The sequence below is a fragment of the [Mycobacterium] manitobense genome (assembly GCF_025821665.1).
Lineage (GTDB): Bacteria > Actinomycetota > Actinomycetes > Mycobacteriales > Mycobacteriaceae > Mycobacterium > Mycobacterium arseniciresistens.
Window position 1 is genome coordinate 61,837 of sequence record NZ_JACKSJ010000056.1, and the last position, 24,990, is coordinate 86,826.

The following is a 24,990-nucleotide window of genomic DNA, read 5'->3' on the forward strand; positions in this document are numbered from 1 at the left end:
TCCAGAGTGCCCCCACTTGGAAGGTGAGGCTGTCTTACCAAAATCGCTCCTCGGTCCGAAAACATGCCTCTGACAGGCGTAATGAGATGCCCATCCGGCCTCTTCTGCACTAGATTGGAGAGGCGGCGCAGATGGCGACACGTTGGTCAGCCCCCGAGGTGTTTAGGAGCGAACATGCAAGGCGATGCCGAAGTCCTCAAATTGCTCAACGAGCAGTTGACGAGCGAATTGACAGCGATCAATCAGTATTTTCTGCATTCCAAGATGCAGGACAATTGGGGCTTCACGGAATTGGCCTCACACACTCGGGCGGAATCGTTCGAAGAAATGCGGCACGCCGAGTCCATCACCGATCGAATTCTCATTCTCGACGGGTTGCCGAATTACCAGCGGCTTTTCTCCCTGCGCGTCGGGCAGACGCTGCGCGAACAATTCGAGGCCGATCTCGCGATCGAGTACGAGGTGATGGCACGGCTCAAGCCGGGCATCACGCTGTGCCGGGAGAAGGAAGACCACACCACCGCCAACCTCTTCGAGTACATCCTGGCCGACGAGGAGAAGCACATCGACTACCTCGAGACCCAGCTGCAGCTGATGGACAAGCTCGGGGAGCAGCTCTACGCGGCGCAGTGCGTGTCCCGCCCGCCGGGCAGCACGGCGGAATAGCGCGCCGCCCGCGCACATTCGCACCGGGTTGTCCGGGTAGCCGGCCGCAGGAACGGGAAGCCCCCGTCCTGCGGCCGTTCTGCGTCGGCGGTAACTTTTCTAGCCTAGCTAACGATGTACGGTCAGGCGGCGAGAAAGGCAGGCATGACGACCACGACCCCGGAGGCGACGGCCAGCGATCCCGAGGACCGCAGCGCGATGCTCGGCGCCCGGCGCCGAAACCTGGTGTTCGTCGCCGTGCTGCTCGGGATGCTGCTGGCAGCCCTGGACCAGACCATCGTCGCCACCGCCCTGCCCACCGTCGTGGCGGACCTCGGCGGCGCCGGACACCAGTCCTGGGTGGTGACGAGCTATCTGCTCGCGTCGACGATCGCCACCGCGATCGTCGGCAAGCTCGGCGATCTGTTCGGCCGCAAGCTGGTGTTCCAGGTCGCGATCCTGTTCTTCCTGGCCGGCTCGGTGCTGTGCGGGCTTTCCGAGTCGATGACGATGCTCGTCGCCTCCCGTGCGCTGCAGGGTATCGGCGGCGGCGCGATCATGGTCACCGCGACCGCGCTGATCGGCGAGGTCATCCCGCTGCGTGACCGCGGCCGCTACCAGGGCGCCCTCGGCGCCGTGTTCGGCGTGACGACGGTGGTGGGACCGCTGCTCGGCGGCTTCTTCACCGACCACCTGACCTGGCGGTGGGCCTTCTGGATCAACGTGCCGGTCGCCATCGTCGTGCTGATCGTCGCCGCCACCGCCATCCCGGCCCTGGCGCGCGGCGCACGGCCGGCGATCGACTACGCCGGAATCGTCCTCGTCGGCCTCGGCGCCTCCGGCCTGACGCTGGCCACCAGCTGGGGCGGCGGGGAGTACGCCTGGGGCTCGCCGGTGATCATCGGATTATTCGTCGGCTCGGCGGTGGCGTTGGCCGCCTTCGTGTGGGCCGAGAGGCGGGCCGCCGAGCCGATCCTGCCGATGCGGCTGTTCGCCAGCCCGGTCTTCACGGTGTGCTGTGTGCTGTCGTTCATCGTGGGATTCGCGATGCTCGGCGCGCTGACATTCCTGCCGACCTTCATGCAGTTCGTGGACGGGGTGTCGGCCACCGAGTCGGGCCTGCGGACGTTGCCGATGGTGGCCGGTCTGCTCATCACGTCGACCGGTAGCGGCATCCTCGTGAGCCGCACCGGCCGGTACAAGATCTTCCCCGTCGTCGGCACCGCCGTGATGGCGGTGGCCTTCGTGCTGCTGTCCCGGATGGACGCCACCACCCCGCTGCTGCTGCAGTCGCTCTACCTGCTCGTGCTCGGCACCGGCATCGGGCTGTGCATGCAGGTGCTCGTGCTGACCGTGCAGAACACGTCGGCCTTCACCGATCTCGGCGTCTCCACCTCGGGGGTCACCTTCTTCCGGACCATCGGCAGCTCGTTCGGCGCGGCGATCTTCGGCTCGCTGTTCGCCAACTTCCTCGACGACCGCATCGGCGCGGCCGTCATCGCCAGCGGAGCACCGCCGGCTGCCGCGGAGTCGCCGCAGGCGCTGCACGAGCTGACGGCGCAGCAGGCGGCCCCGATCGTCACGGCCTACGCCGACTCACTCGGGCTGGTCTTCCTGTGCGCCGCACCGGTCGCACTTGTCGGGTTCTTCGTCGCTCTGCTGCTCAAGGAGGTGCCACTGCGCGAGATGGAGACCGGCGTCGCGGTCGATCTCGGCGAGGGCTTCGGCATGCCGAGCACCGAGACGCCCGAGAAGCTGCTGGAGACCACCATCGGCAGGCTCATGCGCAACTCACCGGACATCCGGCTGCGCAACGTCGCCGGTTGCCCGGGCTGTGAACTGGACGTCGCCCGGCTGTGGGCGCTGCTGCAGATCTACCGGCACAACCAGGCCTTCGGCACCGCCGATCTGACCACGATCGCCGACCGGCTGCGCATCCCGTGCGAGGTGATCGAACCGATCTTCGGCCGGCTCGTGGAGACGGGATATGCCCTGCGGACGGGCAATCGGCTGTGGCTGACGCAGCGCGGCGCGCGACAGGTCGACGCGGCCTCCGCCGCCCTGGTCAGCCTCATCGTCGACAAGCTGGCGCAGTCCCCGACATTCGAGGGCCGGCCCGACCGGCTGCAGGTCGAGGCCGCGCTGGAGCGCATCGCCCATCGCATGCTGGTGCAGCGCGACTGGGGTGACGAGCGCGGCGAACTCACCGCCGCCGCACCCGCGGCGCCGACAAACTAGAACGTGTTCCAATTCCGGCCGATCCGCCGTAAGATCCGTCCATGAGCCGAATCGGAGACTTCGCCGACGATGACGTCACCGCCTTCGCCGTCCGGTCACCCGACCTCGGCTCGGCGATGGCGAACTTCACCCAGGCGGTCTACGCGAAAGGCCGGTTGCCGCTGCGCGTGCGGGAACTCGCGCGGATCGTGATCGCCGACTCGAACGAGTGCGTCGTCTGCCTGAACACCCGCGACTCCGACGGCGCCGCCGCAGGCGTGGACGAGGACCTCTACACCCACGCGTCGGAATGGCGGACGTGGCCCGGCTACAGCCCCGCCGAACGGATCGCCGCCGAGTTCGCCCACCGGTTCGTCACCGACCACACCGGCCTGCGGGACGACGAGGACTTCTGGCAGCGCGCCGGCGAGCACTTCGACGGCGACCTGATCACCGATCTCGCGATCTCGTGCGCCATGTGGCTGGGTATGGGCCGGGTGCTGCGCACCCTCGACATCGGCCAGTCCTGCAAGATCACCCTGTAGAGGACGCTCGCCAGTTCTGACCGCGGCGCGGTTCCCGCCGCGGCTGTGCGCCCGCGCCATGCACAATGACGGGCATGGCAGCCAAACCGCTGGCCGCAGCGGCCATCGCCCAGCTCGAGTCCGACGGGGTCGCCACCCTGATCGGAACCGTCGTCAATCCCGCCGGCCTGACACACGCCAAGACGGTGCCGTTGCGCCGGATGGGGGCATTCGCCGACCCGGGGCTCGGCGCCAGCCCCGTCTGGCACGCCTTCACCATCGATCAGGTCGGCATCGCGGTCAGCGACGCCATCGGCCCGGTGGGCGACCAGCGGATCCGAATCGATCTCGGCGCACTGCGCATCCTCGGCGACGGATTCGCCTGGGCGCCAGGGGCGTTCTTCGATCAGCACGGCGCACCGGACCCCTACTGCTGCAGGGGTGCGCTGAGCCGCGTCGAGCAGCGATTGGCGGACGCCGGGCTCACCGCGGCGGTCGGACACGAGCTCGAGTTCCTGCTGGTCGGACCCGACGGCTCCCGGCTGCCGACGCACTCCTGGGCGCAGTACGGGTTGGCGGGCGTGCTCGAGTACGAGGGGTTTGTCCGCGACGTCACCGAGGCCGCGACCGGTTCCGGGGTGAACATCGAACAGTTCCACGCCGAGTACGGACCGAATCAGTTCGAGATCTCGCTTGCACCACAGTCGCCCGTCGCCGCGGCCGACCACCTCGTGCTGATGCGGATCATCGTCGGCCGGGTCGCCCGCCGGTACGGGCTGCGGGTCAGCCTGTCGCCGGTGCCGTTCGCCGACAGCGTCGGATCCGGTGCCCATCAACATTTCTCGTTGCTGAAGGACCGGACGCCGGTGTTCTCCGGCGGGGCAGGCGCACACGGAATGACGCCGGCAGGGGAGTCCGCCGTCGCGGGGCTCGTCGCGGGCCTGCCCGAGGCGCAGGCGACGCTGTGCGGCTCGGTGGTGTCCGGCCTGCGTGTGCAACCCGGCCACTGGTCCGGCGCCTATGTCTGCTGGGGCGCCGAGAACCGCGAAGCCGCAGTGCGTTTCCTCACCGGAGGACCGGGCAACCCGCACGGCGGCAACGTCGAGGTCAAAGTGATCGACCCGTCGGCCAACCCCTACCTGGCGTCGGCGGCCGTCCTCGGCCTGGCACTCGACGGCATCGAGCGGGAACTGGCGCTGCCGCCGGAGACCACCGTCGACCCCGCGACGCTCAGCGCGGAACAGCGCGACAGCGACGGCACCGTGCTGCTGACCGCCGAGCAGAGCACCGCACTGGACAGGCTGGATCGGTCCGCCCTGCTGCGCGGCGTCCTCGGCGACGAGGTGGTCGACGCCGTGCTGGCGGTCCGGCGCTACGAACAGGAGAACTTCGGGGACCTGTCACCCGACGAACTGTGCGAAAAGTTCCGAATGGCCTGGAGCGTCTAGGTTTCTAGATGAGCCCGGTGGCGTCGAACACCCATGACGTGTCGGCGCTCATCAGCTCTTCCATCCAGGTCGGCGGCGCGGTGGCGGTCAGCCCGGACATGTCCCAGTAGTCCTTCCAGACCGTGATCTTTCCGTTCTCTACGCGGTGCACCGTCACGAAGCGCAGCACCGCGGTCTCCCCGCTGTGCCATCCCCAGGTCTCGGAATGCTCGTACATCACGTCGGCGCCGTTGCTGACCAGCGTGCCATCGTGGTTCTCATAGCTCGCCAGCGGCTCGAGGCCGACTTTCAGTCGCTTGACGATGTCGTCGGGGCCCCGTGCGGCCAGTGCCGGGCCGACCGGCATGTCCGCATAGATGCAGTCGTCGGCCAGGTGGGTCTTGAGCAGCTCCCAGTCGCGCGCCGACAGCGCCTTCCACATACCGAGCACCGTTTCGTCAACGGGCACTGGACAACTCCTTCTCGGTTGCAGTGGGTGCCGGGGCCCGGTGGGCGGCGCGCAGGAAGCGACCCGTCCGTCGGGTGCCGACGAGGTCGGTCGGTGCTCCGTCGCGGAACACCGTGTTGCCGCCCACCAGGACGGCGATGACGGTGGCGTCGTTGCGGTTCACCATGCGCGACAGGCCGCCGTAGTGGTCGACCGGATGCTCGGCGTAGGCGTCGAGGGTGTCGTCCAGCCGCGCCGGGTCGAGGACGACGACGTCGGCCCGGTCACCGATGCGCAGGTGCCCGGCGTCGAGCCGGTACCAGTCGGCGAGCTCGCCGGTCAGCCGGTGCACCGCGACCTCGACCGTCATGAAGGGCCGCCCGGCCTGTTCTGCCGCGCGGACGTGGCGCAGGAACCGCAGGCCCATGTTGTAGAAGGCCATGTTCCGCAGGTGTGCGCCGGCGTCGGAGAAGCCCATCTGGATGCCGGGATCGCGCGCGAGCTTCTTGAGCACGTCGGGCCGGTGGTTGGAGATGGTGGTGCGCCAGCGCAGGGCAGTGCCGTGGGCGAGGACCAGGTCGAGGAACGCGTCGACCGGGTGCAGACCCCGTTCGAGCCCCACGTCACCGAAGGACTTGCCGACGAGCGGGGCCTCCGGGCAGCCGACGATCTCGGCGTCGAAGAAGTCGCGCTGCCACACCCTCATGCCCATCTTGTTCTCGTAGTCCTTACGGAACTGCCTGCGGTAGGACTCGTCGCGCATCAGCTCGTTGCGCTCCACCTCGTCGCGCAGATGGAGTGCGGCCGCACCCGATCCGAACTCCTCGAAGACCACCAGGTCGATGCCGTCGGCGTACACCTCGAACGGCACGGGCAGGTGCTGCCAGCGGAAGTCGCCGCCGAGGGCGTTGACGGCGCGCGCCATCGGCCCGAGCGCCACGATGGCATACGGGTTGGACTTCACGTCGGCGGCGGACAGCAGGCTGGTCTTGAGTGGATTGCGGAAGACGCCCAGCGACTGGGCCAGCTGCGACACCAGGTTGAGCGGATTCTGGATGTCGGGGCCGGACTGCAGGATCCGCCCGGTTCGGCGCAGCAACGACTTGAGCCTGCGCAGTTCGCGCGGCTTGGCATAGGTGGACGGCAGGGTGCGCGAGCGGCAGGTGTCACCGTCGATCTTGTCGAAGAGCAGTTGCATCGAGGACATTCCGACGAACCCGGCGTCGAGCGCCGCCTTGAGCATCCGCTCCATCTCGGCCTGCTCGGCCCGGGTGGGACGTTCGTCGCTGCGGGTGGCGCGGTCGAGACCCATCACCGCGGTGCGCATGTCGGAGTGGCCGAGGAACGCGGCGACATTGGGGCCCAGCGGCCGCGACTCCAGGGCCGATACGTATTCCTCGCACGACGACCAGGTCTTGTGCCGGTTGACCGCCGCGATCACGTGATCGCGGGGGATCGCCTCCACCCTGCCGAACAGGTCGCCCGCCGCCTCGCCGTCGACGTGGACGGTCGACAGCGAGCAGGACCCCAGCATCACGGTGGTCACGCCGTGCCGCAGTGACTCCGACAGCGCCGGGCCGTCGAGCACCTCCACGTCGTAGTGGGTGTGGATGTCCAGCATGCCCGGCAGCACCCAGCGGTCGGTGGCGTCGATGACCTGCGGGCAGTCCGCCTCGTCGAGCGGGTCCGGCGAGATCGCGACGACGTGGCCGTCCCGGATGCCGATGTTCCTCACCGCGGAGGCGGCGCCGGTGCCGTCGAACCAGCGGCCGTTGCGGATGATCGTGTCGTAGGTCACCTCGTCATAGAACCGCCCCCGGCATCGCAGTGTCAACGAAATCAGTGAACAGATTCTGCAATTTGTCTACTGATCTGGCTGCAGCCGTCTGGACCTGCGGTTATGCGCTGTCCCACGGGTCGGGCCTGCGACCGTCGAGGTCGGTGAACCCGTAGACGCGCGCCAGTTCGGCCGCACTGACGGAGCTCTGATTCCACCGCGCCCGGTCCTCGTCTGCGGCGACGGCGGCCACCGCGCGCCCGACGAAGCGAGGCGACTCGGAGTCCGCGAAGCCCGGTGGTGCGGTCGGCCGACCGGCGGGGCGGTCGGGTTCCAGCGCCATCCGCCAGTCGTCCTCGGTCACGCCGTAGTTGTCGAGCATCATCTCCGACCGCAGCCAGCCGGGCGTGACGGCGACGGCGGTGGCGCCGTAGGGGGACAACTCGTGGCCATGGGAGAAGGCCAGCCGGTTGACCGCCGTCTTGACCAGGTCGTAGAAGACCGAGAGACGGTATCGGTCGGCGTTGTGTTCGCTTGTGCCGTCGGTGATCTCCACGAGGAGCCCGCCCGGTGCCCGGACCAGCAGCGGTAGCAGGCAGTGCGAGGTGATGAGATGGGTGTCGAGACCGAGGCGCAGGATGCGGAGTCCCGCGTCGAGGTCGTGCTCCCACACGGGCCGGTTCCAGCTCGGCGGCGGGCCCTTGAGCAGTTCCGCGCCCCAGATGTCGTTGACCAGGATGTGGATGGTTCCGTAGTCGTCGGCGATGCGGTCGGCGAGGGTGCGCACCTGCGCGATGTCGAGGTGGTCGACCTGGACGGCGACACCGGTGCCGCCGAGTCGGGTGACCAATTCCGCGGTCTGCTCGATGGTCTCGGGGCGGTCGTAGTCCGACCGGATGCCGCCGGGGCCGGCAGATCCCGACCTGCTGCTGCGACCGGTGCAGATCACCGTGGCGCCGGCCTCGCCCAGTGCTGCGGCGATGCCCCGCCCTGCACCGCGGGTCGCACCGGCGACCACGGCGACGCGTCCGCGCAGCGCATCCGGATCGGGCGTCCAGGCGCTCATGAGCCGAGTATGCGCGCGGCGGGTCTCGCCGCCGCCGCCGGCATCGCAGGCGCATACTCGCCAAGGTGACTCCACTGCAGCGCTACATCGCCGAGGAAATCGCCACCGACCACGTCGACGGCCTGCTGTCCAGGCGTGAAGCCGTGCGCAGGCTCGGATTGCTCGGCCTGAGCACCGCCGCGGCGACCTCGCTGATCGCCGCGTGCAGCGGCAACAAGGAGCCGACGGCCGAGGCCCCGGTCACCTCGAGCGGAGCGGTGACCGCCAGTGCGCCACCTCCGGGAGCCGACACCGCAGTACCCACCACGCCGGTGACCTGGGCGGGGCCGCGCGGCGAGTTGCAGGCGGCGTGGGCCGAGGCGCCCGCTGCACGCGGCGCCGTGCTGGTGATCCACGAGAACAAGGGTCTCAACGACTACATCCGCTCGGTGGCGGGACGCTTCGCCGGCATCGGCTACTCCGCGCTGGCGATCGACCTGCTGTCCGGGCAGGGCGGCACCGGGAAGTTCGCCGATCCCGCCGAGGCGACGGCCGCGTTGAGCAAGCTGCCGCCGGCCGAGGCCGTCGCCGACCTCAGGTCCGGACTCGACGAACTCGCCCGCCGGGTGCCTGGCAAGAAGCTGGCCGCCGTCGGCTTCTGCATGGGCGGTGGCATGGTGTGGCGGCTGCTGGCCGCGGGCGAACCCCGACTCGCCGCCGCGGTGCCGTTCTACGGGCCGACGCCAGACAATCCCGATTTCGCCGGCTCCAAAGACGTTGCGGTGCTTGGTCTTTACGCAGCGCAGGATCAGCGGGTCAATGCGACGGAACCTGTCGCCCGTGCCGCACTCGAGAAGGCCGGACTGGTGTTCGAGCTCGTCACCGAACCCGATGCCAACCATGCGTTCTTCAACGACACCGGTGACCGCTACGACCCCGCGGCCGCAGCGGACGCCTGGCGCAGGGTGCAGCACTGGTTCACCCGCCACGTGGATTGAGCCTCCGCTCCTGGTGCCGAGGTTCACGGGTCGTTAAGACACCGGTTGCACCGCCGTTGTTGACCGCACATGCGCTGCGGTTTCCATCGGTGCCATGCGGGTTGTGCAGGTGGCGAACTTCTACGGTCCGCGGTCGGGCGGGCTGCGCACCGCAATCGACAGGCTCGGCGCGGAGTACAGCGCCGCGGGCCACGAGGTGTATCTCGTCGTGCCCGGACGCCGTCCCGAACAGCACACGCTGCCGTCGGGCGTCACCCGGATATCACTGCCCGCGCGGCTGATCCCGTTCACCGGCGGCTATCGGGCGGTGCTCCCCGGCCCTGTCACCACCCTGCTTCGCGAACTGGAGCCCGACGCGATCGAGGTGTCCGACCGGCTCACACTGCGCTCGCTCGGCGGGTGGGGCAGGCGCAACAACGTCGCCAGCGTGATGATCTCCCATGAACGGCTCGACCGGCTCGTCGGCCAGCTGTTGCCCGGCCCGATGGCGCGCGCCGTCGCGAACATCGCCAACCGCCGGACGGCGGCGAGCTACGACGCGGTGGTGTGCACGACGGCGTTCGCACGCAAGGAGTTCGACCGCATCGACGCCCGCAACGTCGTCACGGTCCCGCTCGGCGTCGATCTCGACCAGTTCCACCCGAGCCGGAGATCGCTGCAGGTCCGCCGGCAGTGGGCGGATCCGCAGCAGACTCTGCTGGTGCACTGCGGGCGCCTGTCGGTGGAGAAGCACGCCCACCGCAGCATCGACACCGTCGCATCGCTGCGGAGTGCCGGCGTGGACGCCAGGCTGGTCGTCGTGGGGGAGGGACCGATGCGGGCGCGGCTCGAACGCCAGGCCGCGCGGCTCCCCGTCGCCTTCACCGGCTACATCGGCTGCCGCGACACCGTCGCCACGATCCTGGCCTCCGCCGACGTCGCTCTGGCTCCCGGTCCGCACGAGACGTTCGGGCTCGCCGCACTCGAGGCGCTGGCGTGCGGCACCCCCGCCGTGGTGTCGCGCACCTCCGCACTCGCCGAGATCCTCACCTCTGACAGCGGCGCCACCGCCGACAACGACCCGGATGCCATCGCCGCGGCGGTCTCCTCGGTGATCGACACACCGGAACCGTTGCGCCGCAACAATGCCCGGCGCCGCGCCGAGCAGTTCACCTGGCCGCGGGCCGCGGCGGGGATGCTCGACGCGCTCGGCGCCCGATGACGGGCCGCCCCGCACGCTAACGTGACCGGATGGTCGAACCGGGACCAGCAGACACCGAGCGCACCAGGACGCTGTGGTTCGCGTTGCTCCTGACCACGGCCAACGGGTTCCTCGACGCGTACACCTACGTGTCCCGCGGCGGGGTGTTCGCGAACGTGCAGACGGGCAACGTGATCTTCTTCGCCATCGACGTTGCCCACGACCACTGGGCGGCGGCGATGGCCCACGTGTGGCCGTTGCTGGCCTTCATCGCCGGCATCGTGCTCGCCGCCCACATCAAGTCCGGGCGGGTGGAACGCGTGGTGCCGCACCCGCTGCGGTGGACCATGGCCGTGCAGGCGGCGGCGCTGGCCGTCATCGGCTTCGTCCCGGCTTCGGTGCCGCACAGCTATGTGACGGTGCCGATCTCCTTCCTGGCGGCCGTGCAGATCGGCCTGTTCCGCAACATCGGCGATCTGGCCTACCTGCCGGTGGCGACCACCGGGAACCTGTATCGCTTCGTCGAGGCCGGTTACGACGGGTTCGTCGAGCGCCAGGCCGCATCACGGCGGGCGTTCGGCGTCTACGGAGCGCTCATCGCCGCCTTCGCGACGGGCGCCGTCGCCGGTGCGGTCGGCAGCCGGGCCTGGGGTGTGCATGCCGTCTGGCTGCCTGCTGCCTTCCTGGCGGTGACACTCGCGCTGTTCATCGTCGACAGGCGCGCGCTGCGCTGATCGGCCGATTCCGCCCGGGCTCCGTCCACGACGAGGACAATCACGCCCACGAGCGAGGGGCGAACCATGAAGACCATCAAGATCCTGCTGATCGGGTGCTTGATCGCACTGGCGGCCGCGTGCGGGCAGTCCGAGAGCCCCAGCGACACCTCCACCGCGGAACGCGACCCGGGGACGGCGAGTGCGACGGCGACCAGCGAGGCCAGCGCAGGCACCGCGCCGACGATCACCATCAGCAGCATGGAGTTCGGCGAACCGATCACCGTCCCGCCCGGTGCGCTGATCTCCGTGGCGAACACCGACCGGGCCGAGCACTCGGTGACCTCCCGTACGGCGGGCCGGTTCGACGTGCACGTCGACGGCAACCAGAAGGCGACCTTCACCGCGCCGACCGAGCCGGGAACCTACGAGTTCTACTGCACCTACCACCCGAACATGACGGGCTCGCTGATCGTCTCCTGACGTCTGCGCCGGTTTAGTCAGCCCCCGCGGAGGGCATTCCGGCGAAATAGCGGGATCGTCAAAAGTGGTGACCACGCCCGCACCGAACGAAGGAGCCCGTGGTGGCCACCAACACCGTCATCTGGATCGTCGTCGCCGTCGTGGTCGCCGTGGCGGTCATCGCGCTGCTCGCGGTCCTGGCCCGCAAGCAAAGTCACAAGCGCCGGCACCTGCAGGCCGAACAGATCCGCGAGGAAGTCGCCGAGAAGAGCCAGCGCGTGGAGAAGCGCGCCATCGTCGCCGACGAGGCCGAGGCGAAGGCCCGTGCGGCCGCCGCCGAAGCCGAGGCCAAGGCCGCGGAAGCCGCCCGTCTGCGCGACGTCGCCTCGTCGCACCGGAATGCTGTGACGACGTCACGCGAGGAGCTCGACGCCCGCCGCGAACACGCCGACGCGCTCGACCCGCATACACCCAAGGCCGAGGACATGCAGCCCGACGCCCCGGCCGGCGAGAAGCAGCCGGACACCTGGAACCAGGCGGATCCGACGACCGCTGGCCTGCACCATGACGGGCCCACGAACGGGGACCGGTTCGCGCAGCCCGACCAGGGCCGCGCTCCCGCGGAACACCGTCCCCGGTGACGGCGGGAGACAACGCGCCGGCGGTGCTCTTCGACATCGACGGCACGCTGATCGATTCCAACTACCTGCACGTGCACGCGTGGATTCGGGCCTTCACCGAAGCCGGGGTGGAGGTGGAGGCGTGGCGGATCCACCGGTGCATCGGCATGGACGGATCGACGCTGCTCGAGTCCCTGGCCGGTGATGAGGACGACGACACCCGCAAGCGCGCGAAGGAATTGCATTCCAAGTACTACAAGGAGGCCACCGGGCTACTGCGGATGCTGCCCGGCACCCGCGACCTGCTCGACCGGGTGGAAGCCCTCGGCCTGCAGGTCGTGCTGGCGACGTCAGCGCCGGAGGACGAACTGGAGATCCTGCGCGACGTCCTCGACAGCGAGGATGTGGTGTCCGCGGTGACGTCCTCGGAGGACGTAGAGACCGCGAAGCCCAAGCCCGACATCGTGGCGGTGGCGCTCGAGCGGGCAGGCGTCGACGCCGACCGTGCGGTGTTCGTCGGCGACTCGGTGTGGGACATCGTGGCGTGCGAACGTGCAGGGGTGACCGCGATCGGATTGCTCAGTGGTGGGGTTTCCAGGGAGGAACTCGAGAACTCTGGTGCCAGTGCCGTTTTCGAGAATCCGGCCGACCTGCTCGCCCAGATCGGCCGGAGCCCGATCGCTGCCCTGACGGATCAGGGCAGCGGGTAGCGCAGTATCGCGGCGATCCCGTCGTCCGGTGTGATCCGTTCGTCGGTGCGGCAAACCGTCACCCATCGAGCAGTGCAGCCACCAGACTGTCGGCCAGCCAACTCTCGAACCGGTCGGGCGCCCAGCCGCGAAGCCGTACCAGCCGGTCGAACAGGGCGGGGTCGATCGCCAGCCACACGACGTCGACCGCTTCGTCGGGTTCCAGGCGTCCCGTCAGCGCGCCGAGCGTCCGTAGCCGTCCGACGATGGTCCGTGCCTCCTGCAGGCGATGTGCGTTGCCCTCGTCGACGAGTGTCCGCGCCTCCTGGTCGACTCCTGCCGCGCCGTCGAGCACCAGGCTCAGGGCGGCCACCCGGCCGTTGATCTGTGCGCTCGCCCGTGCGCAGCCGCGCAGCAGCGCAACCGGATCGGCCTGGTTCAACACGTCGCGCAGACCGGCGCGGTCGGCGACGGCCACCGGCAGGTCGTCCCCGGCGACCGCCCACTCGATCGCCGTCCTGAGCAGGTCGAGCTTGCCTCCGACCGCGGTGAACACGGTCTTGCGGCTGACCCCGGCCGCCGCGGCGACGGCGTCGACGGTGGTGGCCCCGTAGCCACGCTCGACGAAGAGGCGATCGGCGGCGGCGATCACGGCGCGGCGGGTATCGCGAGCCTGGGCAGCGCGGACCTCCGAGCGATAGCCACGCTTGACAGCACCACCCATTTCAGGTGACTCTCTGTGTATTCATTACACCGAACGCTACCTCAATAGGAGGCGTCATGCACGCCCTCGTGATCGGGGCCGGGCCCACCGGTCTGTTCACCGCCCTGGCGCTGGCCCGGAGGGGCCATGAAGTCACAGTCGTCGACCGTGACCCCGGGCCGCCGGCCTCGGGACCGTGGCGCCGCCGCGGAGTGATGCAATTCGACCACGCACACACCTTCCGGCCCCAGGTCGTCGAGGCGCTCTCGGCCGAATCACCGGACGTGCTCACCACCCTCCTGGCGGCCGGCGCCTCGGTGCCCGTGGACGCCGACGACCGTCCGGCCGCACTGCGATGCCGACGCTCGACCTTCGAGCGGGCACTGCGCCGCCACGCCGTCGCCGAGCCGGCGGTGACGATGCGCACCGGGCATGTCGACACCGTGTGGCGTCCCGCGGGCCGCGCCGCCGGCGCCGTCGTGGATGGTCGCCCCGTGCCCGCCGACGTCGTGATCGACGCGTCCGGTCGGACGAGTCGCGTCACCGAAGGCATCCGCCCTCCCGCCGAGGGGGAGGACTGCGGCGCCGTCTACGTCACCCGGCAGTACCGGCTGCGCGACGGGGCCCCGCCCGGGCCGACGAACTCGCCGATCGGGCTGTCGCTGAGCTTCCCGACCCATTTCGCCATCGCCTTCGTCCACGACGACCGCACGTTCTCGGTGACCGTCACCCACGACGGTGGCGACCGGCGGCTGCGGCTGCTCCGCCACGACGCCGTGCTCGAACGCGCGGTGCGCGCGATACCTCGACTCGCGGAGTGGATCGAGGACGAACGCGCACAACCCATTTCACCGGCCCTGGCGGGCGGTCGGCTGTACAACGCCTATCGCGGCCAGCTCGACGACGCCGGCCGTCCGGTACTGCCCGGCCTCGTCTCGGTGGGTGACGCGGTGTGCACCACCACGCCGCTGGCCGGGCGCGGCGTCGCCCTGGCGATGCTGCAGATTCGGCGCCTGGTCGCCGTGATCGACCGGCACGGTGATGACTTCGATTCCGCCACAGTTGACTTCGATGACTGGTGCACGAAGCACATCAGGCCGTGGTTCGAGGACCACCGGCACTGCGACGCCGCCCGGGTGCGCCGCTGGAGGAGCGGCGACGTCGATCTGGGTAGCCCGCTGCCGTCGGATCTGGTCGTCGCCGCCGCCGACGCCGACAGGCGGCTGCGCGACGTGGTCGCGCCGTATCAGTCGATGCGCGCGCTGCCCGCGACGCTGATGCCGGTGGAGCCGCGCGCCAGGGAGATCTTCGCCACAGGCTGGCGCCCCGACGTGCCGGACGGGCCGACGCGCACCGAACTCGCCGAACTCTGTCAGCGCGTGGGCGTCCAGGACACCGGTAACCGCTTGATGCCGTGGATGAACGCCGAGTGCAAGCGGTCCGGTTCGGCGATGGCGGTGAGGTCGGGGACCTGACGGTGCAGCTCCTCGAACGCGACGGTGATCTCACGCCGCGCGAGATTGGCGCCAAGACAGAAGTGGGCGCCGCCACCGCCGAAGCCGACGTGCGGATTGGGATGGCGGCGCACGTCGAACAGGAATGGGTCGGCGAACTTCGACTCGTCGCGGTTGGCCGAGCCGTACCAGAGCGTGACCTTGTCCCCGGCGGCCATGCGCACACCGCGCATCTCCACGTCCTGGGTGAGTGTCCGCCGCATGTAGGCCACCGGCGACGCCCACCGCACCACCTCCTCGACCGCCGTCGGCGCCACCGATTCGTAGTCGTCCCACCAGATCCGGCGCTGTTCGGGATACCGGCTCAGCGCCAGGACGCCGTGACTGATGGCGTTGCGGGTGGTCTCGTTGCCCGCGACGACCAACAGGATGAAGAACGACGCGATCTCGCTCGACGTCAGCCGCTCGCCGTCGACCTCAGCCTGCACCAGGCTGGTGGTCAGGTCGTCTCCAGGGTGGCCGCGCCGGTCGTCGGCCAGTGCGGTGGCGTAGGCGCCGATGTCCATCGCCACGCGCACGAACTCGTCGAAGTCGTTGGTGATGTCAGGGTCACCGAACCCGAGAATCACGTTGGTCCACTGGAAGACCCGCTGGTGATCGGTCTCCGGGATGCCCATCATGTCGCAGATGATCTGCAGCGGGAGGGGACCGGCGAACTCGGTGACCAGATCGGCCTCGCCGTCGGGATGAGCCGAGACCATCTCTTCGACCAGCCGGCGCGCACGGTCGCGCACCGCGTCCTCGATCAGGGTGAGCACCCGCGGGGTGAACGCGCTGCGCACGATGTTGCGCAGCCGGGTGTGCCGCGGGTCGTCCATCGCGATCATCGAACCGAAGTACTCGGCAAGTTCCGGCGACTGGTCGCCGACGGTGATGCCGCCGGCAGAACTGAAGATCTCGGGGTGGCGGCTCGCGTGGAACACGTCGTCGTGGCGGGTGAACGCCCAGTGGCCGGCGATCGGGTCGGCGTTCTGCAGGATGAAGGAGGGATGGAACGAGATCGGTGCTTCGCGACGCAGCGTCGCGAACGCGCCGTCGCGGATGTCGTCGTCGTAGGCCCAGAAATCCCACGACCCCAGATCGACGTCGGCGAGCGGGATGTCCGGTGGCGCCGCCCCATTGACCCGTTCCGGTACCTGCGCTTCACCCAGTTTCACGTCGCCCGCCGCTCGATGATGGAGTCCCGCACCGAGCCTAGTCCTGCGGGCGGCCCTCGTGACCGGATCTGCCGCGGGTGCGCCGGTCCTCCTTCATCCTTGCCTCGAAGACGTGCCGCATGCCCTGCTGCAGTTCGTCGCGGACCCGGCGCTCGTGCTCACGCAACACCGACCAGTAGTTGTCGTCGAAGTCCTCGACGATCTGGAACGTCCACCTGCCGTAGAGCACGTTGCGGCCCACCATCTCGGTGCCCAGCCGGTCGGCCACCTCGTCGTGGCCGGCGTCGCGCAGCTTGTCGCACGCCTCGCCCAGCAGCAGGTCCGCGCGCCCCATCAACTGGTGGAACTCGTAGAGATGGCCGCGGGCCCGTTCGACCCATTCCAGCGCCTCCGAAACCGACCCGACCGCGTCGATGGTTTCGTCGCTGACCCCGGAGGGCCTGCGGTCGATGTCTGCGGGGGTGTCGTCCTGCTCGCTCACAGGGTCTCAGGTACCCGTGAGCACATCGGCTAATCGCGTCAGCCCACGGGCTCTTCGACGACGGCCTTGATCCGGTCCAGCGTCTTACGCATGTCCCGCTTGTTGCGCCGCGTGCGGAGCTGTCCGCCGAAGATGCCGAACACCGTCGCCAGCAGTCCCTCGGTCATCCGGAACGACTCGGTGACGTCGGTGCCGCCGTCGACCGGGTCGAACCGGTAGTGCCAGTTGTTGACCGGCCGGTCGCCGATGAGCACCTCGAAACCGAACTCGCGGCCCGGTTCACACGCGGTGACGCGGCAGACGGTCCAGTACACCGGGCCGATCTCGTTGCGCTTGACGTGCCCGCGGAAGCGCGCCCCCAGGGCCGGGCCGGTGGCCCCGTCCAGCCACTCGGCCTCCATCACCTCGGGGGAGAACCGGCCGGTGTTGCGGACATCGGCCACCAGTTCCCAGATCCGGTCGGCAGGTGCGGACATCGTCACGGTCACGGCAGCGTGCATGACTTCCCTCCAGTCGCTTCGTCATCGGTTCTGAGGTCAGCGTGCCAGACGACCCAGTGCCGTCTCCGTAGCATCGTCGAGGTGGCTGTGAAGATCCGCTTCGGCGTCGGGCTTGGTGCCGACACGGGCCCCGACCGGCTCGCCGGCGTCGTCGACCACCTCGAGGCCGTCGGGATCGACTCCCTGTGGTTCTCCGAACTCGTCTACACCCCGGCCGTCGACCCGTTCGTCGGGATGGCCTACGCGTTGGGGCGCACCAAACGGCTCAAGGTCGGCACGTCGGTGGCCATCCTTCCCGGCCGCCACCCGGTGCTCGTCGCCAAGCAGTTGGCGTCGCTGGCGGCCGTGGCGCCGAAGCGGGTGCTGCCGGTGTTCGGCCTCACGTCGGCCATCCCCGCCGAGCGCGACCTGTTCGTCGTGCCCGATGGCAAGCGGGCCGAGGTGTTCGACGAGGCGCTGCGGCTACTTCGCGCCGCGCTCGAAGGAGACGGCGCCTTCCACGGCGAACACTACGAGGTGCGCGCACTCGCGGTGGCGCCCCGACCGGACCCGTCGCTCGACATCTGGCTGGGCGGCTCGGCCCCGGCGGCCTTCCGGCGCATCGGCCGGCTCGCCGACGGCTGGCTGGGCAGCTTCGTCACCGCATCTGAGGCGCGCGGGGCCCGCGAACAGATCGAGCGGGCCGCTGCCGAGGCCGGCCGTGAGGTCGAATCCGACCACTTCGGCATCAGCCTGGCTGTGTGCGACGGCGCGATCCCCGACGACGTGGCGGCGGTGGTCCGCAGGCGCAGGCCCGACGTCGATCCCGCCGAGCTCATCGCCGCGGACTGGCCGCAGCTGCACCGCCAGCTCGACGACTATGTGGCGGCCGGGCTGAGCAAGTTCGTGATCCGGCCCACGGGCGGCGGTGACCTCACGTCGTTCGTCGACCGGTTCGCCGCCGAGCTGCTGCCCCGGCAGAACTGAGCGACGTCATCGGCCGGCGTCGGTGTCCGCCATGTCATCGCACAGCAGCGCCATCCGGTCCATGAACCACAGCTTTCCGGCGGTCTGGACGGCGACACCGAAGGCCGTCAGCCAAGGGTCGTACACCACCAGCCCCCACACCAGGAACGGCACCCCGGCGGCGCTGAGCGCACCGAGCACCAGCGGGGCCGTCCGGTGCCTGCGTGGCACCGGCCTGACTTTCCGCTCGCCCCAGTATGTTTCGCCGAGTACCGCCCGCGACGCCCAGCTGTCCAACGTCCGTGGCGCCGGGAACACCCGCGGGTTGACCGCCGTCCACACCACCACGGCGGCGACGGGGACGAGCGCCCACCAGCCGAGCCACACCCGGCTCCACACCGCGAGCGCGAGCGCCACGGTGATCGGGATCCTGGTGTAGACGCTCCACGGGTTGGCGTGTCTGCGCCACGAGTCCGGCCCGCGCAACCCGAAGACCGCGGACAGCCGCGCCTGCAGGGTCACCCGACACTCAGCGTTCGGTGATCGTGGGGAGTTCCTTGACGATCCGGCCGCGCACCCACTCCGGGCTGAGGCCCTTCAGGCGGTCGATCCAGCGGATGCTGTCGGGCACGTACCAGTGCAACCGCCGCGGATGCCGGTAGGCCGCCCATGCCGCGTCGGCAACGCTGGACGCCGGCATGAGCCGGAACAGGCCCTTCTTCGGCGCCGCAGCCGTGATGTCCGTCGAAGTCGAAGTCCGGCCGTGTGCGGAGTGGTTGGGGGTCTCGGTGAGGATCGCTGTGTCGATGAGCCCGGGCAGCACGTCGGCGACCCGGACACCGTGGCGCTGCCACTCGACGCTGAGGGCTTCGGTCAGGCCCTTGACCGCGTGCTTGGTCGCCGAGTAGACGGCGATCTGCGGCATGCCGTAGGTGGCCGACGACGAGGACGTCGAGAACATCAGGCTGCCCGGTCGTCTCCGCAGATACGGCAGTGCGCCGTAGGCACCGGTGAGGACGGCCTTGAAGTTGACGTCGACCACCCGCATGGCGGCGTCGTAGGGCACGTCCTCGAACCACCCCGACTCGCCGATCCCGGCGTTGTTCCACATCATGTCGAGCCCACCGTCGGTGTTGCCGCCGCAGAACTCGGCGAGCGCCGCGTCCAGGGATGACCGGTCGGTGACGTCCACTCGGGCGGTCCAGAGCCGGTCATCGCCCAGGTCGTCGCGCAGCGAGGCCAGGCCGGCCTCGTTGCGGTCCACCGCGGCGACCCGCCACCCTCTCCCGTGGAAGAGCTTCGCGCCTTCCCGGCCCATACCGCTGCCGGCGCCGGTGATGAATATCGACTTCTCAGCTGCCGGCATCCGCCCGCTCCTCGCCGTGTCGACCTCGTTGTCGGAGATCATCCTGGCACCGATGAGTCGGCCGCGGCGGCGTGGTCAGCACATGCAACGACAACACAGGAGGACCCATGGTCATCGTGGCAGGACACCTGGCGGTGCAGCCCGCGCAGCGCGACGCCTACCTGGCCGGTTGCGTCGAGGTGGTCCGCCAGGCGCGCGGCGCGCCTGGCTGCCTGGATTTCGTCATCTCGGCGGACCTGGTCGACGAGGGCCGGGTGAACGTCTATGAACGCTGGGAGTCGCAGGGCGCGGTCGAGGCGTTCCGCGGCAGCGGCCCGAGCGACGAGCAGGGCGCTGAGATCCTGTCCGCGTCGGTGGCCGAGTACGACGTCGCGGGCAGCCGCTCGTTGAGCTGAGCGGCCCTCTAGGCGGTCCGCGCGCTCAGCGGTCGCAGTAGGACCGGGTGGCGGCGTCGAGGGCCTGCCGGTACATCGCGTCGAGCCCGCGGGCGTCGCCGACTCCTGTCCTGGCCTCGCCGAGCCGGGCGGCGCAGTCCGGGGAGCGCAGCAGCGTCCAGTGCGTGGCCAGTTCGGCGACCATCGTGCGGTTGAATCCGTCGATCGTGGCGCGCGACGCCGCCAGATCGGGACTGTGCGCGGGCGCCGCGACCGGATCGAGCTTCCACTGGGCGAAGCGGCTGTATTCGATCGCCTCGGTGGCGTCGATCTGGTCGGTGAAGATGCGGCGGACCCGCTCGGCGTCGATGCCCCGGGCGGCGGCGTCGGCGGCGACCTGGTCGAGCACCTGCTGCGCGCGGGCGGGGTCGGTGATCGGCCCACCGGTGTGCCACTTGTTCGCGGCCACCGGCTCGGCGACCGCCAGCCGCTGCGCCGCGGTGTCCACCAGGGCGGTCAGCGGCGACGTGGGATCCGCCGATGCCCCGGCGACGGGCCACAGCCCGCAGACCGTCGTCAGGGCGGTGACCGCGCACACGGCCGACCGGACGGCGCGACCTGCGCCCGGGATGCCGGTCAGCGGTCGAAGTCCGGTTCGTCGTCGGTGAGGGGGACCGCGATGGCCTGATCCAGCAGATCGGCCTCGCTGCCGTCGTGATCCCGCGAGATCGCGGTCCGCGCGGCTGACAGGTCCGGATCGTCCTCGCTCACCTCGACCGGGATGAGCTGCTCAGCGACGTCGGCTTCGGCGGCGTCGCGGTCGAATGCGGGATCGGTCATGATCAGTTCCCCCTTCACCTTGCGAACGGTCTGCTCTGACGTGACTCCACGATAGTGTGACGACTCACCGATGCAGGTCGGCGCGGGTGCTGTGCGTAGACTGCGCTGTCAACGGGGGCGGCTCTCGAGACAAGTGGAGCGCCGGACAACATCACGAAGACCACAACGTTCAGAGGTTGGACCTTGCCAGAAACACCGAGTGAGACTCAGGACCTGAAGCCGCACTTCGAGGACGTCCAGCACCATTACGACCTGTCCGACGAGTTCTACCGGCTGTTCCTCGACCCGACCCAGACCTACAGCTGCGCCTACTTCGAGCGCGACGACATGACGCTGGAAGAGGCGCAGCTCGCGAAGATCGACCTCTCGCTGGGCAAGCTCGGGCTGGAGCCCGGCATGACGCTGCTCGACGTCGGGTGCGGCTGGGGCACCACCATCAAGCGCGCCATCGAGCGCTACGACGTGAACGTCATCGGGCTGACGCTGAGCAAGAACCAGCAGGCACACGTGCAGAAGGTGCTCGACGGCCTCGACACTCCCAGGAACCGGCGCGTGTTGCTGCAGGGCTGGGAGCAGTTCCACGAGCCGGTGGACCGGATCGTCTCCATCGGCGCGTTCGAGCACTTCGGCCGCGACCGCTACGACGAGTTCTTCAAGATGGCCTATGAGGCGCTGCCCGCCGACGGTGTGATGATGCTGCACACCATCGTCAAGCCGAGCAACGAGGAATTCGCCGAGCGCGGGTTGCCGATCACGATGAACAAGCTGCGGTTCTTCAAGTTCATCATGGACGAGATCTTCCCGGGTGGGGACCTGCCGCAGGTCAGCGCCGTCGAGGAGCGGGCCCGCAAGGCCGGCTTCGAGGTCAAGCTGGTGCAGCCGCTGCGGCTGCACTACGCCCGCACTCTGGACATCTGGTCGGCCGCACTCGAGTCTCGCAAGGACGAGGCGATCGCCATCCAGTCCGAAGAGGTCTACGAGCGGTACATGAAGTACCTCACCGGGTGCGCCGACCTGTTCCGCGAGGGCTACACCGACGTCTGCCAGTTCACGCTGACCAAGGGCTAGTCACCGGTTCCGTCGCGCCGGCGCAACCTGCGCCACAGCCGCAGCGGCAGCATGCCCAGCAGCGGCGCGCGCCTACCGAGGTCGTCGGCGTCGCGCCGGTTGAACGCCGCGGCGTACCGCGCCGCGTGCGCGGCGGTCGGGTACTCCTTCTCGCCGGCATCGCCGCCGCAGCGCGCACAGGACCAGCGCATCACCGGTCCTTCGGCGAGAAAGCTCGGGTTGTGACCGAAAACGCGGCATGCGACGGTCATCGGCGGGCGCCCTCCGCCGCCCCCTCGGGCGAGTCGTCGGCGGTGGTGAGCGGTGCGGCGATGTCCTCGAGTCGCCGGCCTTCGGCCTTGACACCCAGCACCAGTTCGGCGATGCCGCCGAGTGCCATCACCGCAGCGCCCACGAGGAAGCCGATGGCCGCGAGACCGCGGTCGGATGACTCGATGAGCTGGCCGAACAGCAGCGGTCCGGTGATGCCACCGACGGCCGTACCCACGGCGAAGAAGAAGGCGATCGCCATGGCCCGCGTCTCCATGGGGAAGATCTCACTCACCGTCAGATAGGCCGAACTCGCACCCGCGGAGGCCAGGAAAAAGCACACCATCAGCACCGCGAGGAAGACCCAGACGCCGCCCACCTCCATGACGAAGAGCCCCGCGAGGAGCACGGCGACCGCGGCCGATCCGAGATAGGAGACGGCGATCATCGGCTTTCGCCCGACCGAGTCGAAGAAGTGGCCCAGCAGCACGGGTCCGGCGAAGTTGCTCACCGCCCACAGGGCATAGAACACCGGAACGGAACCGGAGGCCACCCCGTAGAACCCGTTGAGCAGCGTGCCGAGATTGAACGTGAAGGCGTTGTAGAGGAACGCCTGACCGACGAAGAGGGCAAGGCAGAGAACAGCGCGCCTGGGGTAGCGCGTGAACGCCACCCGTGCAATCTCGGCGAACGAGATGGTCTTGCGCTGCCGGATGCGCAGCGAGCCCTCGGGTTCGGCGAGTTTCTCGCCGGTCTCGCGCTCCACCTCGGCCTCGATGTCGCCGACAATGCGCTCGGCCTCGTCCTCGCGGCCATGGATGAACAACCAGCGGGGGCTCTCCGGCACGTGGCGCCTGACAACGAGCACCACCAGACCGAACACCGCGCCGATCCCGAACGCGATCCGCCAACCGATGTCGGCAGGGAAGATGTCGGTGTTGAGCAGCAACAGCGCCCCTACAGCCCCACCCGCGGCGCCCAGCCAGTAGGACCCGTTGATGACGAGGTCCACCCGGCCCCGCACCCGGGCCGGGATCAGCTCGTCGATCGCCGAGTTGATCGCCGCGTACTCACCGCCGATTCCGGCGCCGGTCAGAAACCTGCAGATGAAGAAGTACCACGGCGCGAACGAGAACGCCGTCGCCACGGTGGCGGCGAGGTAGACCACGAGAGTCAGGATGAACAGCTTCTTGCGGCCGAACCGGTCGGTGAGCTGACCGAAGAACAACGCGCCGAGGCAGGCGCCCGCGATGTAGAGCGCAGCGGCGATCCCGATCTCACCGGCGCTGAGTTGGATGCCGCTGCCTTCCTCGGTCAGCCGCGAGGCGACGTTGCCGACCATGGTCACTTCGAGCCCGTCGAGGATCCACACCCCGCCGAGACCGAGGACGACGCGCCAGTGGAATCGGGACCAGGGCAGGCGATCCAGCCGTCCCGGTACCGCGGTGGTGATCGTGCCCGAACCCATCTTGCCTCCTGCCGTCGTTGGTGAGACGGAGCGGGTGTACCCAGGGTTCGGCCGTCTCACCCGCCGAGACTGCGCTGCAGCAGCAGGGTGTCGAGCCATCGGCCGTGCTTGTAGCCCACCGCCGTCAACCTGCCGGCTTCGACGAAGCCCCGCTTCCGGTGCAGTGCAACCGAAGCCGCCGCATCGGCGTCGACGATGACGGCGATCACCTGGCGGACACCCGCGTCGGCACACCCGGCCAGGAGGTGGTCGAGCAGTAGGCCCCCGGCGCCGCGGCCGGTCGCCTCCGGCGCGAGATAGACCGAGTCCTCGACGGTGTGCCGGTAGGCCGGACGCGGTTTCCACGGAGCGCAGTAGGCGTAGCCGATGACCTCACCGGACACCGTGGCCACCAGGAAGGGCAGGCCGGCGGAGCGCCCCGCCTCCAGGCGACGGCGCCATTCCGCACTGTCGGGTGGTTCCAGCTCGAACGTCGCGACGCCGGTGCGGACGTGGTGGGCGTAGATCCCGGCGACGACGGCGAGGTCGGATTCGACCGCCGGACGCACGGTCACCATCGGTTCACCTCGACGGCGGGCCCGGCGTCGCGCCGGCGGCGTCGCGGCGGCGGGCCGCCATTCCGGCGAGTGCCTCGAAGACCACCCGGTGGGCCGCGTTGACGGTGAGTTCGGCATGGTCGTAGGCGGGCGCGACCTCGACCACGTCGACACCCACCACATCGTGCTCGCGGCAGAGCTGCCGCACCATCCGCAGCAGGTCGGCACTGGTGATGCCGCCCGGTTCAGGAGTCCCGGTGCCGGGCGCGTGTGCCGGGTCCAGGACGTCGATGTCGACCGACACGTACAGCTTGTCGGCCTTGGCCAGTGCCTCGCCGACCGCCGTGCGCATGACGTCCTTGAATCCCCGGTCCCAGATCTCCTGCATGGTGTGCCACGTCATGCCCTGCTCGAGCATCCACTCGAAGGTGTCCTGCGGCGGCCAGTAGCCGCGCAGGCCCACCTGGACGAAGTGCGTGCCCGGCACTGCGCCGGACTCGATCAGGCGGCGCATCGGCGTGCCGTGACTCGCGAGGTTGCCCTCGATGTCGTCGGCGGTGTCGGCGTGGGCGTCGAAGTGCACGATGCCGACGTTGCCGTAGCCGTGCACGTCGGCCACCGCGGTGGCCGCCGGCCAGGTGATCGAATGGTCGCCACCGAGCACCACCGGTACGATCCCGCGCGACGCGACGGCGTGCACCCGTTCCCGAATGTTGTTGTGCGACACCTCGGTCTGGCCGTGCGGGCAGTAAGCGTCCCCGAAGTCCACCACCTCGAGCCAGTCGAAGATCTCCAGCCCGAGATCCAGATGGTAGGTGCCGGGTTCGTAGGCGGTGGCGCGGATGGCGCGTGGGCCGAACCGGGCGCCGGGCCGGTTGGTGGTGCCGATGTCGAAGGGCGCCCCGACGATGGCCACGTCAGGTCGCCACGCCTCGAGTTGACCGGTCTCGGTGAGCACCGGCCGCTGACCGAAGGACACCATGCCCGAGTAGGCGAGTTCGAGTTGTTCGACCATCCCCGGCGGCAACTCGCGCCGTGGCCCGT

At 69.5% G+C, this 24,990-nt stretch carries 29 protein-coding genes; 14 read left to right on the forward strand and 15 right to left on the reverse strand.

Annotated features, from left to right (window positions below):
• Positions 1-174: 174 nt before the first annotated feature.
• The 4 genes from bfr (at position 175) to H7I41_RS07155 (ending at position 4,834) form a co-directional block, all read left to right on the forward strand.
• Positions 175-666 carry a bacterioferritin gene (gene bfr / locus H7I41_RS07140; protein WP_264011875.1) on the forward strand — a complete coding sequence of 164 codons (492 nt, stop codon included), beginning with the start codon at positions 175-177 and terminating at the stop codon, positions 664-666.
• Between the two features lie 144 nt (positions 667-810).
• Positions 811-2,883 carry an MDR family MFS transporter gene (locus H7I41_RS07145; protein WP_372503696.1) on the forward strand — a complete coding sequence of 691 codons (2,073 nt, stop codon included), beginning with the start codon at positions 811-813 and terminating at the stop codon, positions 2,881-2,883.
• Between the two features lie 41 nt (positions 2,884-2,924).
• Positions 2,925-3,407 carry a carboxymuconolactone decarboxylase family protein gene (locus H7I41_RS07150; RefSeq protein ID WP_264011876.1) on the forward strand — a complete coding sequence of 161 codons (483 nt, stop codon included), beginning with the start codon at positions 2,925-2,927 and terminating at the stop codon, positions 3,405-3,407.
• Positions 3,408-3,472: 65 nt separating this feature from the next.
• Complete coding sequence (locus tag H7I41_RS07155; protein WP_264011877.1) at positions 3,473-4,834, forward strand: type I glutamate--ammonia ligase; 1,362 nt, start codon at positions 3,473-3,475, stop codon at positions 4,832-4,834.
• A 4-nt stretch (positions 4,835-4,838) separates the two neighbouring features.
• Here H7I41_RS07155 and H7I41_RS07160 read toward each other — a convergent pair whose 3' ends face one another.
• The 3 genes from H7I41_RS07160 to H7I41_RS07170 all read right to left on the reverse strand — a co-directional run bounded on the left by H7I41_RS07160 (position 4,839) and on the right by H7I41_RS07170 (position 8,104).
• Positions 4,839-5,282: a nuclear transport factor 2 family protein gene (locus tag H7I41_RS07160; RefSeq protein ID WP_264011878.1), complete on the reverse strand. Its 444-nt coding sequence runs from the start codon at positions 5,280-5,282 to the stop codon at positions 4,839-4,841.
• Positions 5,272-7,059 (reverse strand): N-acyl-D-amino-acid deacylase family protein, encoded by a 1,788-nt coding sequence (locus H7I41_RS07165; RefSeq protein ID WP_264011879.1) that lies wholly within the window; start codon positions 7,057-7,059, stop codon positions 5,272-5,274. Before H7I41_RS07165 ends, H7I41_RS07160 begins: the two co-directional genes overlap by 11 nt.
• 100 nt (positions 7,060-7,159) lie before the next feature.
• Positions 7,160-8,104, reverse strand: coding sequence for an SDR family oxidoreductase (locus H7I41_RS07170; RefSeq protein ID WP_264011880.1), 945 nt, complete (start codon positions 8,102-8,104; stop codon positions 7,160-7,162).
• Between the two features lie 65 nt (positions 8,105-8,169).
• Between H7I41_RS07170 and H7I41_RS07175 the strand changes: the two genes are divergently transcribed.
• The 6 genes from H7I41_RS07175 (at position 8,170) to H7I41_RS07200 (ending at position 12,766) form a co-directional block, all read left to right on the forward strand.
• Positions 8,170-9,081 carry a dienelactone hydrolase family protein gene (locus H7I41_RS07175; RefSeq protein WP_264011881.1) on the forward strand — a complete coding sequence of 304 codons (912 nt, stop codon included), beginning with the start codon at positions 8,170-8,172 and terminating at the stop codon, positions 9,079-9,081.
• A gap of 94 nt (positions 9,082-9,175) precedes the next feature.
• Positions 9,176-10,282, forward strand: a complete 1,107-nt coding sequence (locus H7I41_RS07180) for a glycosyltransferase (RefSeq protein ID WP_264011882.1) — start codon at positions 9,176-9,178, stop codon at positions 10,280-10,282.
• A gap of 29 nt (positions 10,283-10,311) precedes the next feature.
• Positions 10,312-10,995, forward strand: a complete 684-nt coding sequence (locus H7I41_RS07185; protein ID WP_264011883.1) for a YoaK family protein — start codon at positions 10,312-10,314, stop codon at positions 10,993-10,995.
• Positions 10,996-11,061: 66 nt separating this feature from the next.
• Complete coding sequence (locus H7I41_RS07190) at positions 11,062-11,457, forward strand: cupredoxin domain-containing protein (RefSeq protein ID WP_264011884.1); 396 nt, start codon at positions 11,062-11,064, stop codon at positions 11,455-11,457.
• 101 nt (positions 11,458-11,558) lie between these two features.
• On the forward strand, positions 11,559-12,077 hold the full coding sequence (locus H7I41_RS07195) for a hypothetical protein (protein ID WP_264011885.1): 519 nt from the start codon (positions 11,559-11,561) through the stop codon (positions 12,075-12,077).
• Complete coding sequence (locus H7I41_RS07200) at positions 12,074-12,766, forward strand: HAD family hydrolase (RefSeq protein WP_264011886.1); 693 nt, start codon at positions 12,074-12,076, stop codon at positions 12,764-12,766. Before H7I41_RS07195 ends, H7I41_RS07200 begins: the two co-directional genes overlap by 4 nt.
• Before the next feature lie 58 nt (positions 12,767-12,824).
• On the opposite strand, the gene H7I41_RS07205 is transcribed toward H7I41_RS07200, so the two are convergent.
• On the reverse strand, positions 12,825-13,397 hold the full coding sequence (locus tag H7I41_RS07205) for a TetR family transcriptional regulator (RefSeq protein WP_264011887.1): 573 nt from the start codon (positions 13,395-13,397) through the stop codon (positions 12,825-12,827).
• Between the two features lie 128 nt (positions 13,398-13,525).
• On the opposite strand from H7I41_RS07205, the gene H7I41_RS07210 reads away from it, so the two are divergent.
• The gene (locus tag H7I41_RS07210; RefSeq protein ID WP_264011888.1) at positions 13,526-14,923 is read left to right on the forward strand and encodes an FAD-dependent oxidoreductase; all 1,398 of its coding nucleotides are present in this window, start codon (positions 13,526-13,528) and stop codon (positions 14,921-14,923) included.
• Here H7I41_RS07210 and H7I41_RS07215 read toward each other — a convergent pair.
• Genes H7I41_RS07215 through H7I41_RS07225 form a run of 3 tightly spaced genes read right to left on the reverse strand, consistent with a single transcriptional unit; the run spans position 14,821 to position 17,100 of the window.
• Positions 14,821-16,119, reverse strand: a complete 1,299-nt coding sequence (locus H7I41_RS07215) for a cytochrome P450 (RefSeq protein WP_372503699.1) — start codon at positions 16,117-16,119, stop codon at positions 14,821-14,823. The genes H7I41_RS07210 and H7I41_RS07215 overlap by 103 nt on opposite strands.
• Positions 16,120-16,156: 37 nt before the next feature.
• Positions 16,157-16,600 carry a hypothetical protein gene (locus H7I41_RS07220; protein WP_264011889.1) on the reverse strand — a complete coding sequence of 148 codons (444 nt, stop codon included), beginning with the start codon at positions 16,598-16,600 and terminating at the stop codon, positions 16,157-16,159.
• A gap of 38 nt (positions 16,601-16,638) precedes the next feature.
• A complete protein-coding gene (locus tag H7I41_RS07225; RefSeq protein WP_264011890.1) occupies positions 16,639-17,100 on the reverse strand; it encodes an SRPBCC family protein in 462 nt (153 codons plus the stop codon).
• An 87-nt stretch (positions 17,101-17,187) separates the two neighbouring features.
• Here H7I41_RS07225 and H7I41_RS07230 point away from each other — a divergent pair, with 87 nt between their 5' ends.
• Positions 17,188-18,066 (forward strand): TIGR03854 family LLM class F420-dependent oxidoreductase, encoded by an 879-nt coding sequence (locus H7I41_RS07230; protein ID WP_264011918.1) that lies wholly within the window; start codon positions 17,188-17,190, stop codon positions 18,064-18,066.
• Between the two features lie 6 nt (positions 18,067-18,072).
• Here H7I41_RS07230 and H7I41_RS07235 read toward each other — a convergent pair whose 3' ends face one another.
• Both H7I41_RS07235 and H7I41_RS07240 read right to left on the reverse strand, forming a co-directional pair.
• Positions 18,073-18,567: a DUF6653 family protein gene (locus tag H7I41_RS07235; RefSeq protein WP_264011891.1), complete on the reverse strand. Its 495-nt coding sequence runs from the start codon at positions 18,565-18,567 to the stop codon at positions 18,073-18,075.
• Positions 18,568-18,574: 7 nt separating this feature from the next.
• A complete protein-coding gene (locus H7I41_RS07240) occupies positions 18,575-19,411 on the reverse strand; it encodes an SDR family oxidoreductase (RefSeq protein WP_264011892.1) in 837 nt (278 codons plus the stop codon).
• A 107-nt stretch (positions 19,412-19,518) separates the two neighbouring features.
• Here H7I41_RS07240 and H7I41_RS07245 point away from each other — a divergent pair, with 107 nt between their 5' ends.
• Positions 19,519-19,806, forward strand: coding sequence for a putative quinol monooxygenase (locus H7I41_RS07245; RefSeq protein ID WP_264011893.1), 288 nt, complete (start codon positions 19,519-19,521; stop codon positions 19,804-19,806).
• A 25-nt stretch (positions 19,807-19,831) separates the two neighbouring features.
• Here H7I41_RS07245 and H7I41_RS07250 read toward each other — a convergent pair whose 3' ends face one another.
• Both H7I41_RS07250 and H7I41_RS07255 read right to left on the reverse strand, forming a co-directional pair.
• On the reverse strand, positions 19,832-20,383 hold the full coding sequence (locus tag H7I41_RS07250) for a chorismate mutase (protein ID WP_264011894.1): 552 nt from the start codon (positions 20,381-20,383) through the stop codon (positions 19,832-19,834).
• A gap of 38 nt (positions 20,384-20,421) precedes the next feature.
• Entirely contained in the window at positions 20,422-20,625 is a 204-nt protein-coding gene (locus H7I41_RS07255) for an Rv3202a family protein (RefSeq protein WP_264011895.1), read from the reverse strand.
• Positions 20,626-20,808: 183 nt separating this feature from the next.
• Here H7I41_RS07255 and H7I41_RS07260 point away from each other — a divergent pair, with 183 nt between their 5' ends.
• Positions 20,809-21,693 (forward strand): cyclopropane mycolic acid synthase family methyltransferase, encoded by an 885-nt coding sequence (locus H7I41_RS07260; RefSeq protein WP_264011896.1) that lies wholly within the window; start codon positions 20,809-20,811, stop codon positions 21,691-21,693.
• On the opposite strand, the gene H7I41_RS07265 is transcribed toward H7I41_RS07260, so the two are convergent.
• From H7I41_RS07265 to speB, 4 genes are read right to left on the reverse strand one after another with little or no spacing between them, the layout of a single operon-like run.
• Entirely contained in the window at positions 21,690-21,884 is a 195-nt protein-coding gene (locus H7I41_RS07265) for a hypothetical protein (RefSeq protein WP_264011897.1), read from the reverse strand. The genes H7I41_RS07260 and H7I41_RS07265 overlap by 4 nt on opposite strands.
• Before the next feature lie 56 nt (positions 21,885-21,940).
• Complete coding sequence (locus H7I41_RS07270) at positions 21,941-23,410, reverse strand: MFS transporter (protein ID WP_264011898.1); 1,470 nt, start codon at positions 23,408-23,410, stop codon at positions 21,941-21,943.
• A 56-nt stretch (positions 23,411-23,466) separates the two neighbouring features.
• Entirely contained in the window at positions 23,467-23,967 is a 501-nt protein-coding gene (locus H7I41_RS07275; RefSeq protein ID WP_264011899.1) for a GNAT family N-acetyltransferase, read from the reverse strand.
• 4 nt (positions 23,968-23,971) lie between these two features.
• Positions 23,972-24,961: an agmatinase gene (speB, locus tag H7I41_RS07280; RefSeq protein WP_264011919.1), complete on the reverse strand. Its 990-nt coding sequence runs from the start codon at positions 24,959-24,961 to the stop codon at positions 23,972-23,974.
• Positions 24,962-24,990 lie beyond the last annotated feature (29 nt).

Bases quoted from the DNA above. Each gene is read 5' to 3' on its own strand.
- H7I41_RS07190 (WP_264011884.1), top strand. From the start codon at position 11,062: ATGAAGACCATCAAGATCCTGCTGATCGGGTGCTTGATCGCACTGGCG.
- H7I41_RS07210 (WP_264011888.1), top strand. From the start codon at position 13,526: ATGCACGCCCTCGTGATCGGGGCCGGGCCCACCGGTCTGTTCACCGCC.
- H7I41_RS07265 (WP_264011897.1), bottom strand. From the start codon at position 21,884: ATGCGCTGGTCCTGTGCGCGCTGCGGCGGCGATGCCGGCGAGAAGGAG.
- H7I41_RS07240 (WP_264011892.1), bottom strand. From the start codon at position 19,411: ATGCCGGCAGCTGAGAAGTCGATATTCATCACCGGCGCCGGCAGCGGT.
- H7I41_RS07185 (WP_264011883.1), top strand. From the start codon at position 10,312: ATGGTCGAACCGGGACCAGCAGACACCGAGCGCACCAGGACGCTGTGG.
- H7I41_RS07275 (WP_264011899.1), bottom strand. From the start codon at position 23,967: ATGGTGACCGTGCGTCCGGCGGTCGAATCCGACCTCGCCGTCGTCGCC.
- speB (WP_264011919.1), bottom strand. From the start codon at position 24,961: ATGGTCGAACAACTCGAACTCGCCTACTCGGGCATGGTGTCCTTCGGT.
- H7I41_RS07180 (WP_264011882.1), top strand. From the start codon at position 9,176: ATGCGGGTTGTGCAGGTGGCGAACTTCTACGGTCCGCGGTCGGGCGGG.
- H7I41_RS07150 (WP_264011876.1), top strand. From the start codon at position 2,925: ATGAGCCGAATCGGAGACTTCGCCGACGATGACGTCACCGCCTTCGCC.
- H7I41_RS07225 (WP_264011890.1), bottom strand. From the start codon at position 17,100: ATGCACGCTGCCGTGACCGTGACGATGTCCGCACCTGCCGACCGGATC.
- H7I41_RS07155 (WP_264011877.1), top strand. From the start codon at position 3,473: ATGACGGGCATGGCAGCCAAACCGCTGGCCGCAGCGGCCATCGCCCAG.
- H7I41_RS07245 (WP_264011893.1), top strand. From the start codon at position 19,519: ATGGTCATCGTGGCAGGACACCTGGCGGTGCAGCCCGCGCAGCGCGAC.
- bfr (WP_264011875.1), top strand. From the start codon at position 175: ATGCAAGGCGATGCCGAAGTCCTCAAATTGCTCAACGAGCAGTTGACG.
- H7I41_RS07145 (WP_372503696.1), top strand. From the start codon at position 811: ATGACGACCACGACCCCGGAGGCGACGGCCAGCGATCCCGAGGACCGC.
- H7I41_RS07170 (WP_264011880.1), bottom strand. From the start codon at position 8,104: ATGAGCGCCTGGACGCCCGATCCGGATGCGCTGCGCGGACGCGTCGCC.
- H7I41_RS07255 (WP_264011895.1), bottom strand. From the start codon at position 20,625: ATGACCGATCCCGCATTCGACCGCGACGCCGCCGAAGCCGACGTCGCT.
- H7I41_RS07270 (WP_264011898.1), bottom strand. From the start codon at position 23,410: ATGGGTTCGGGCACGATCACCACCGCGGTACCGGGACGGCTGGATCGC.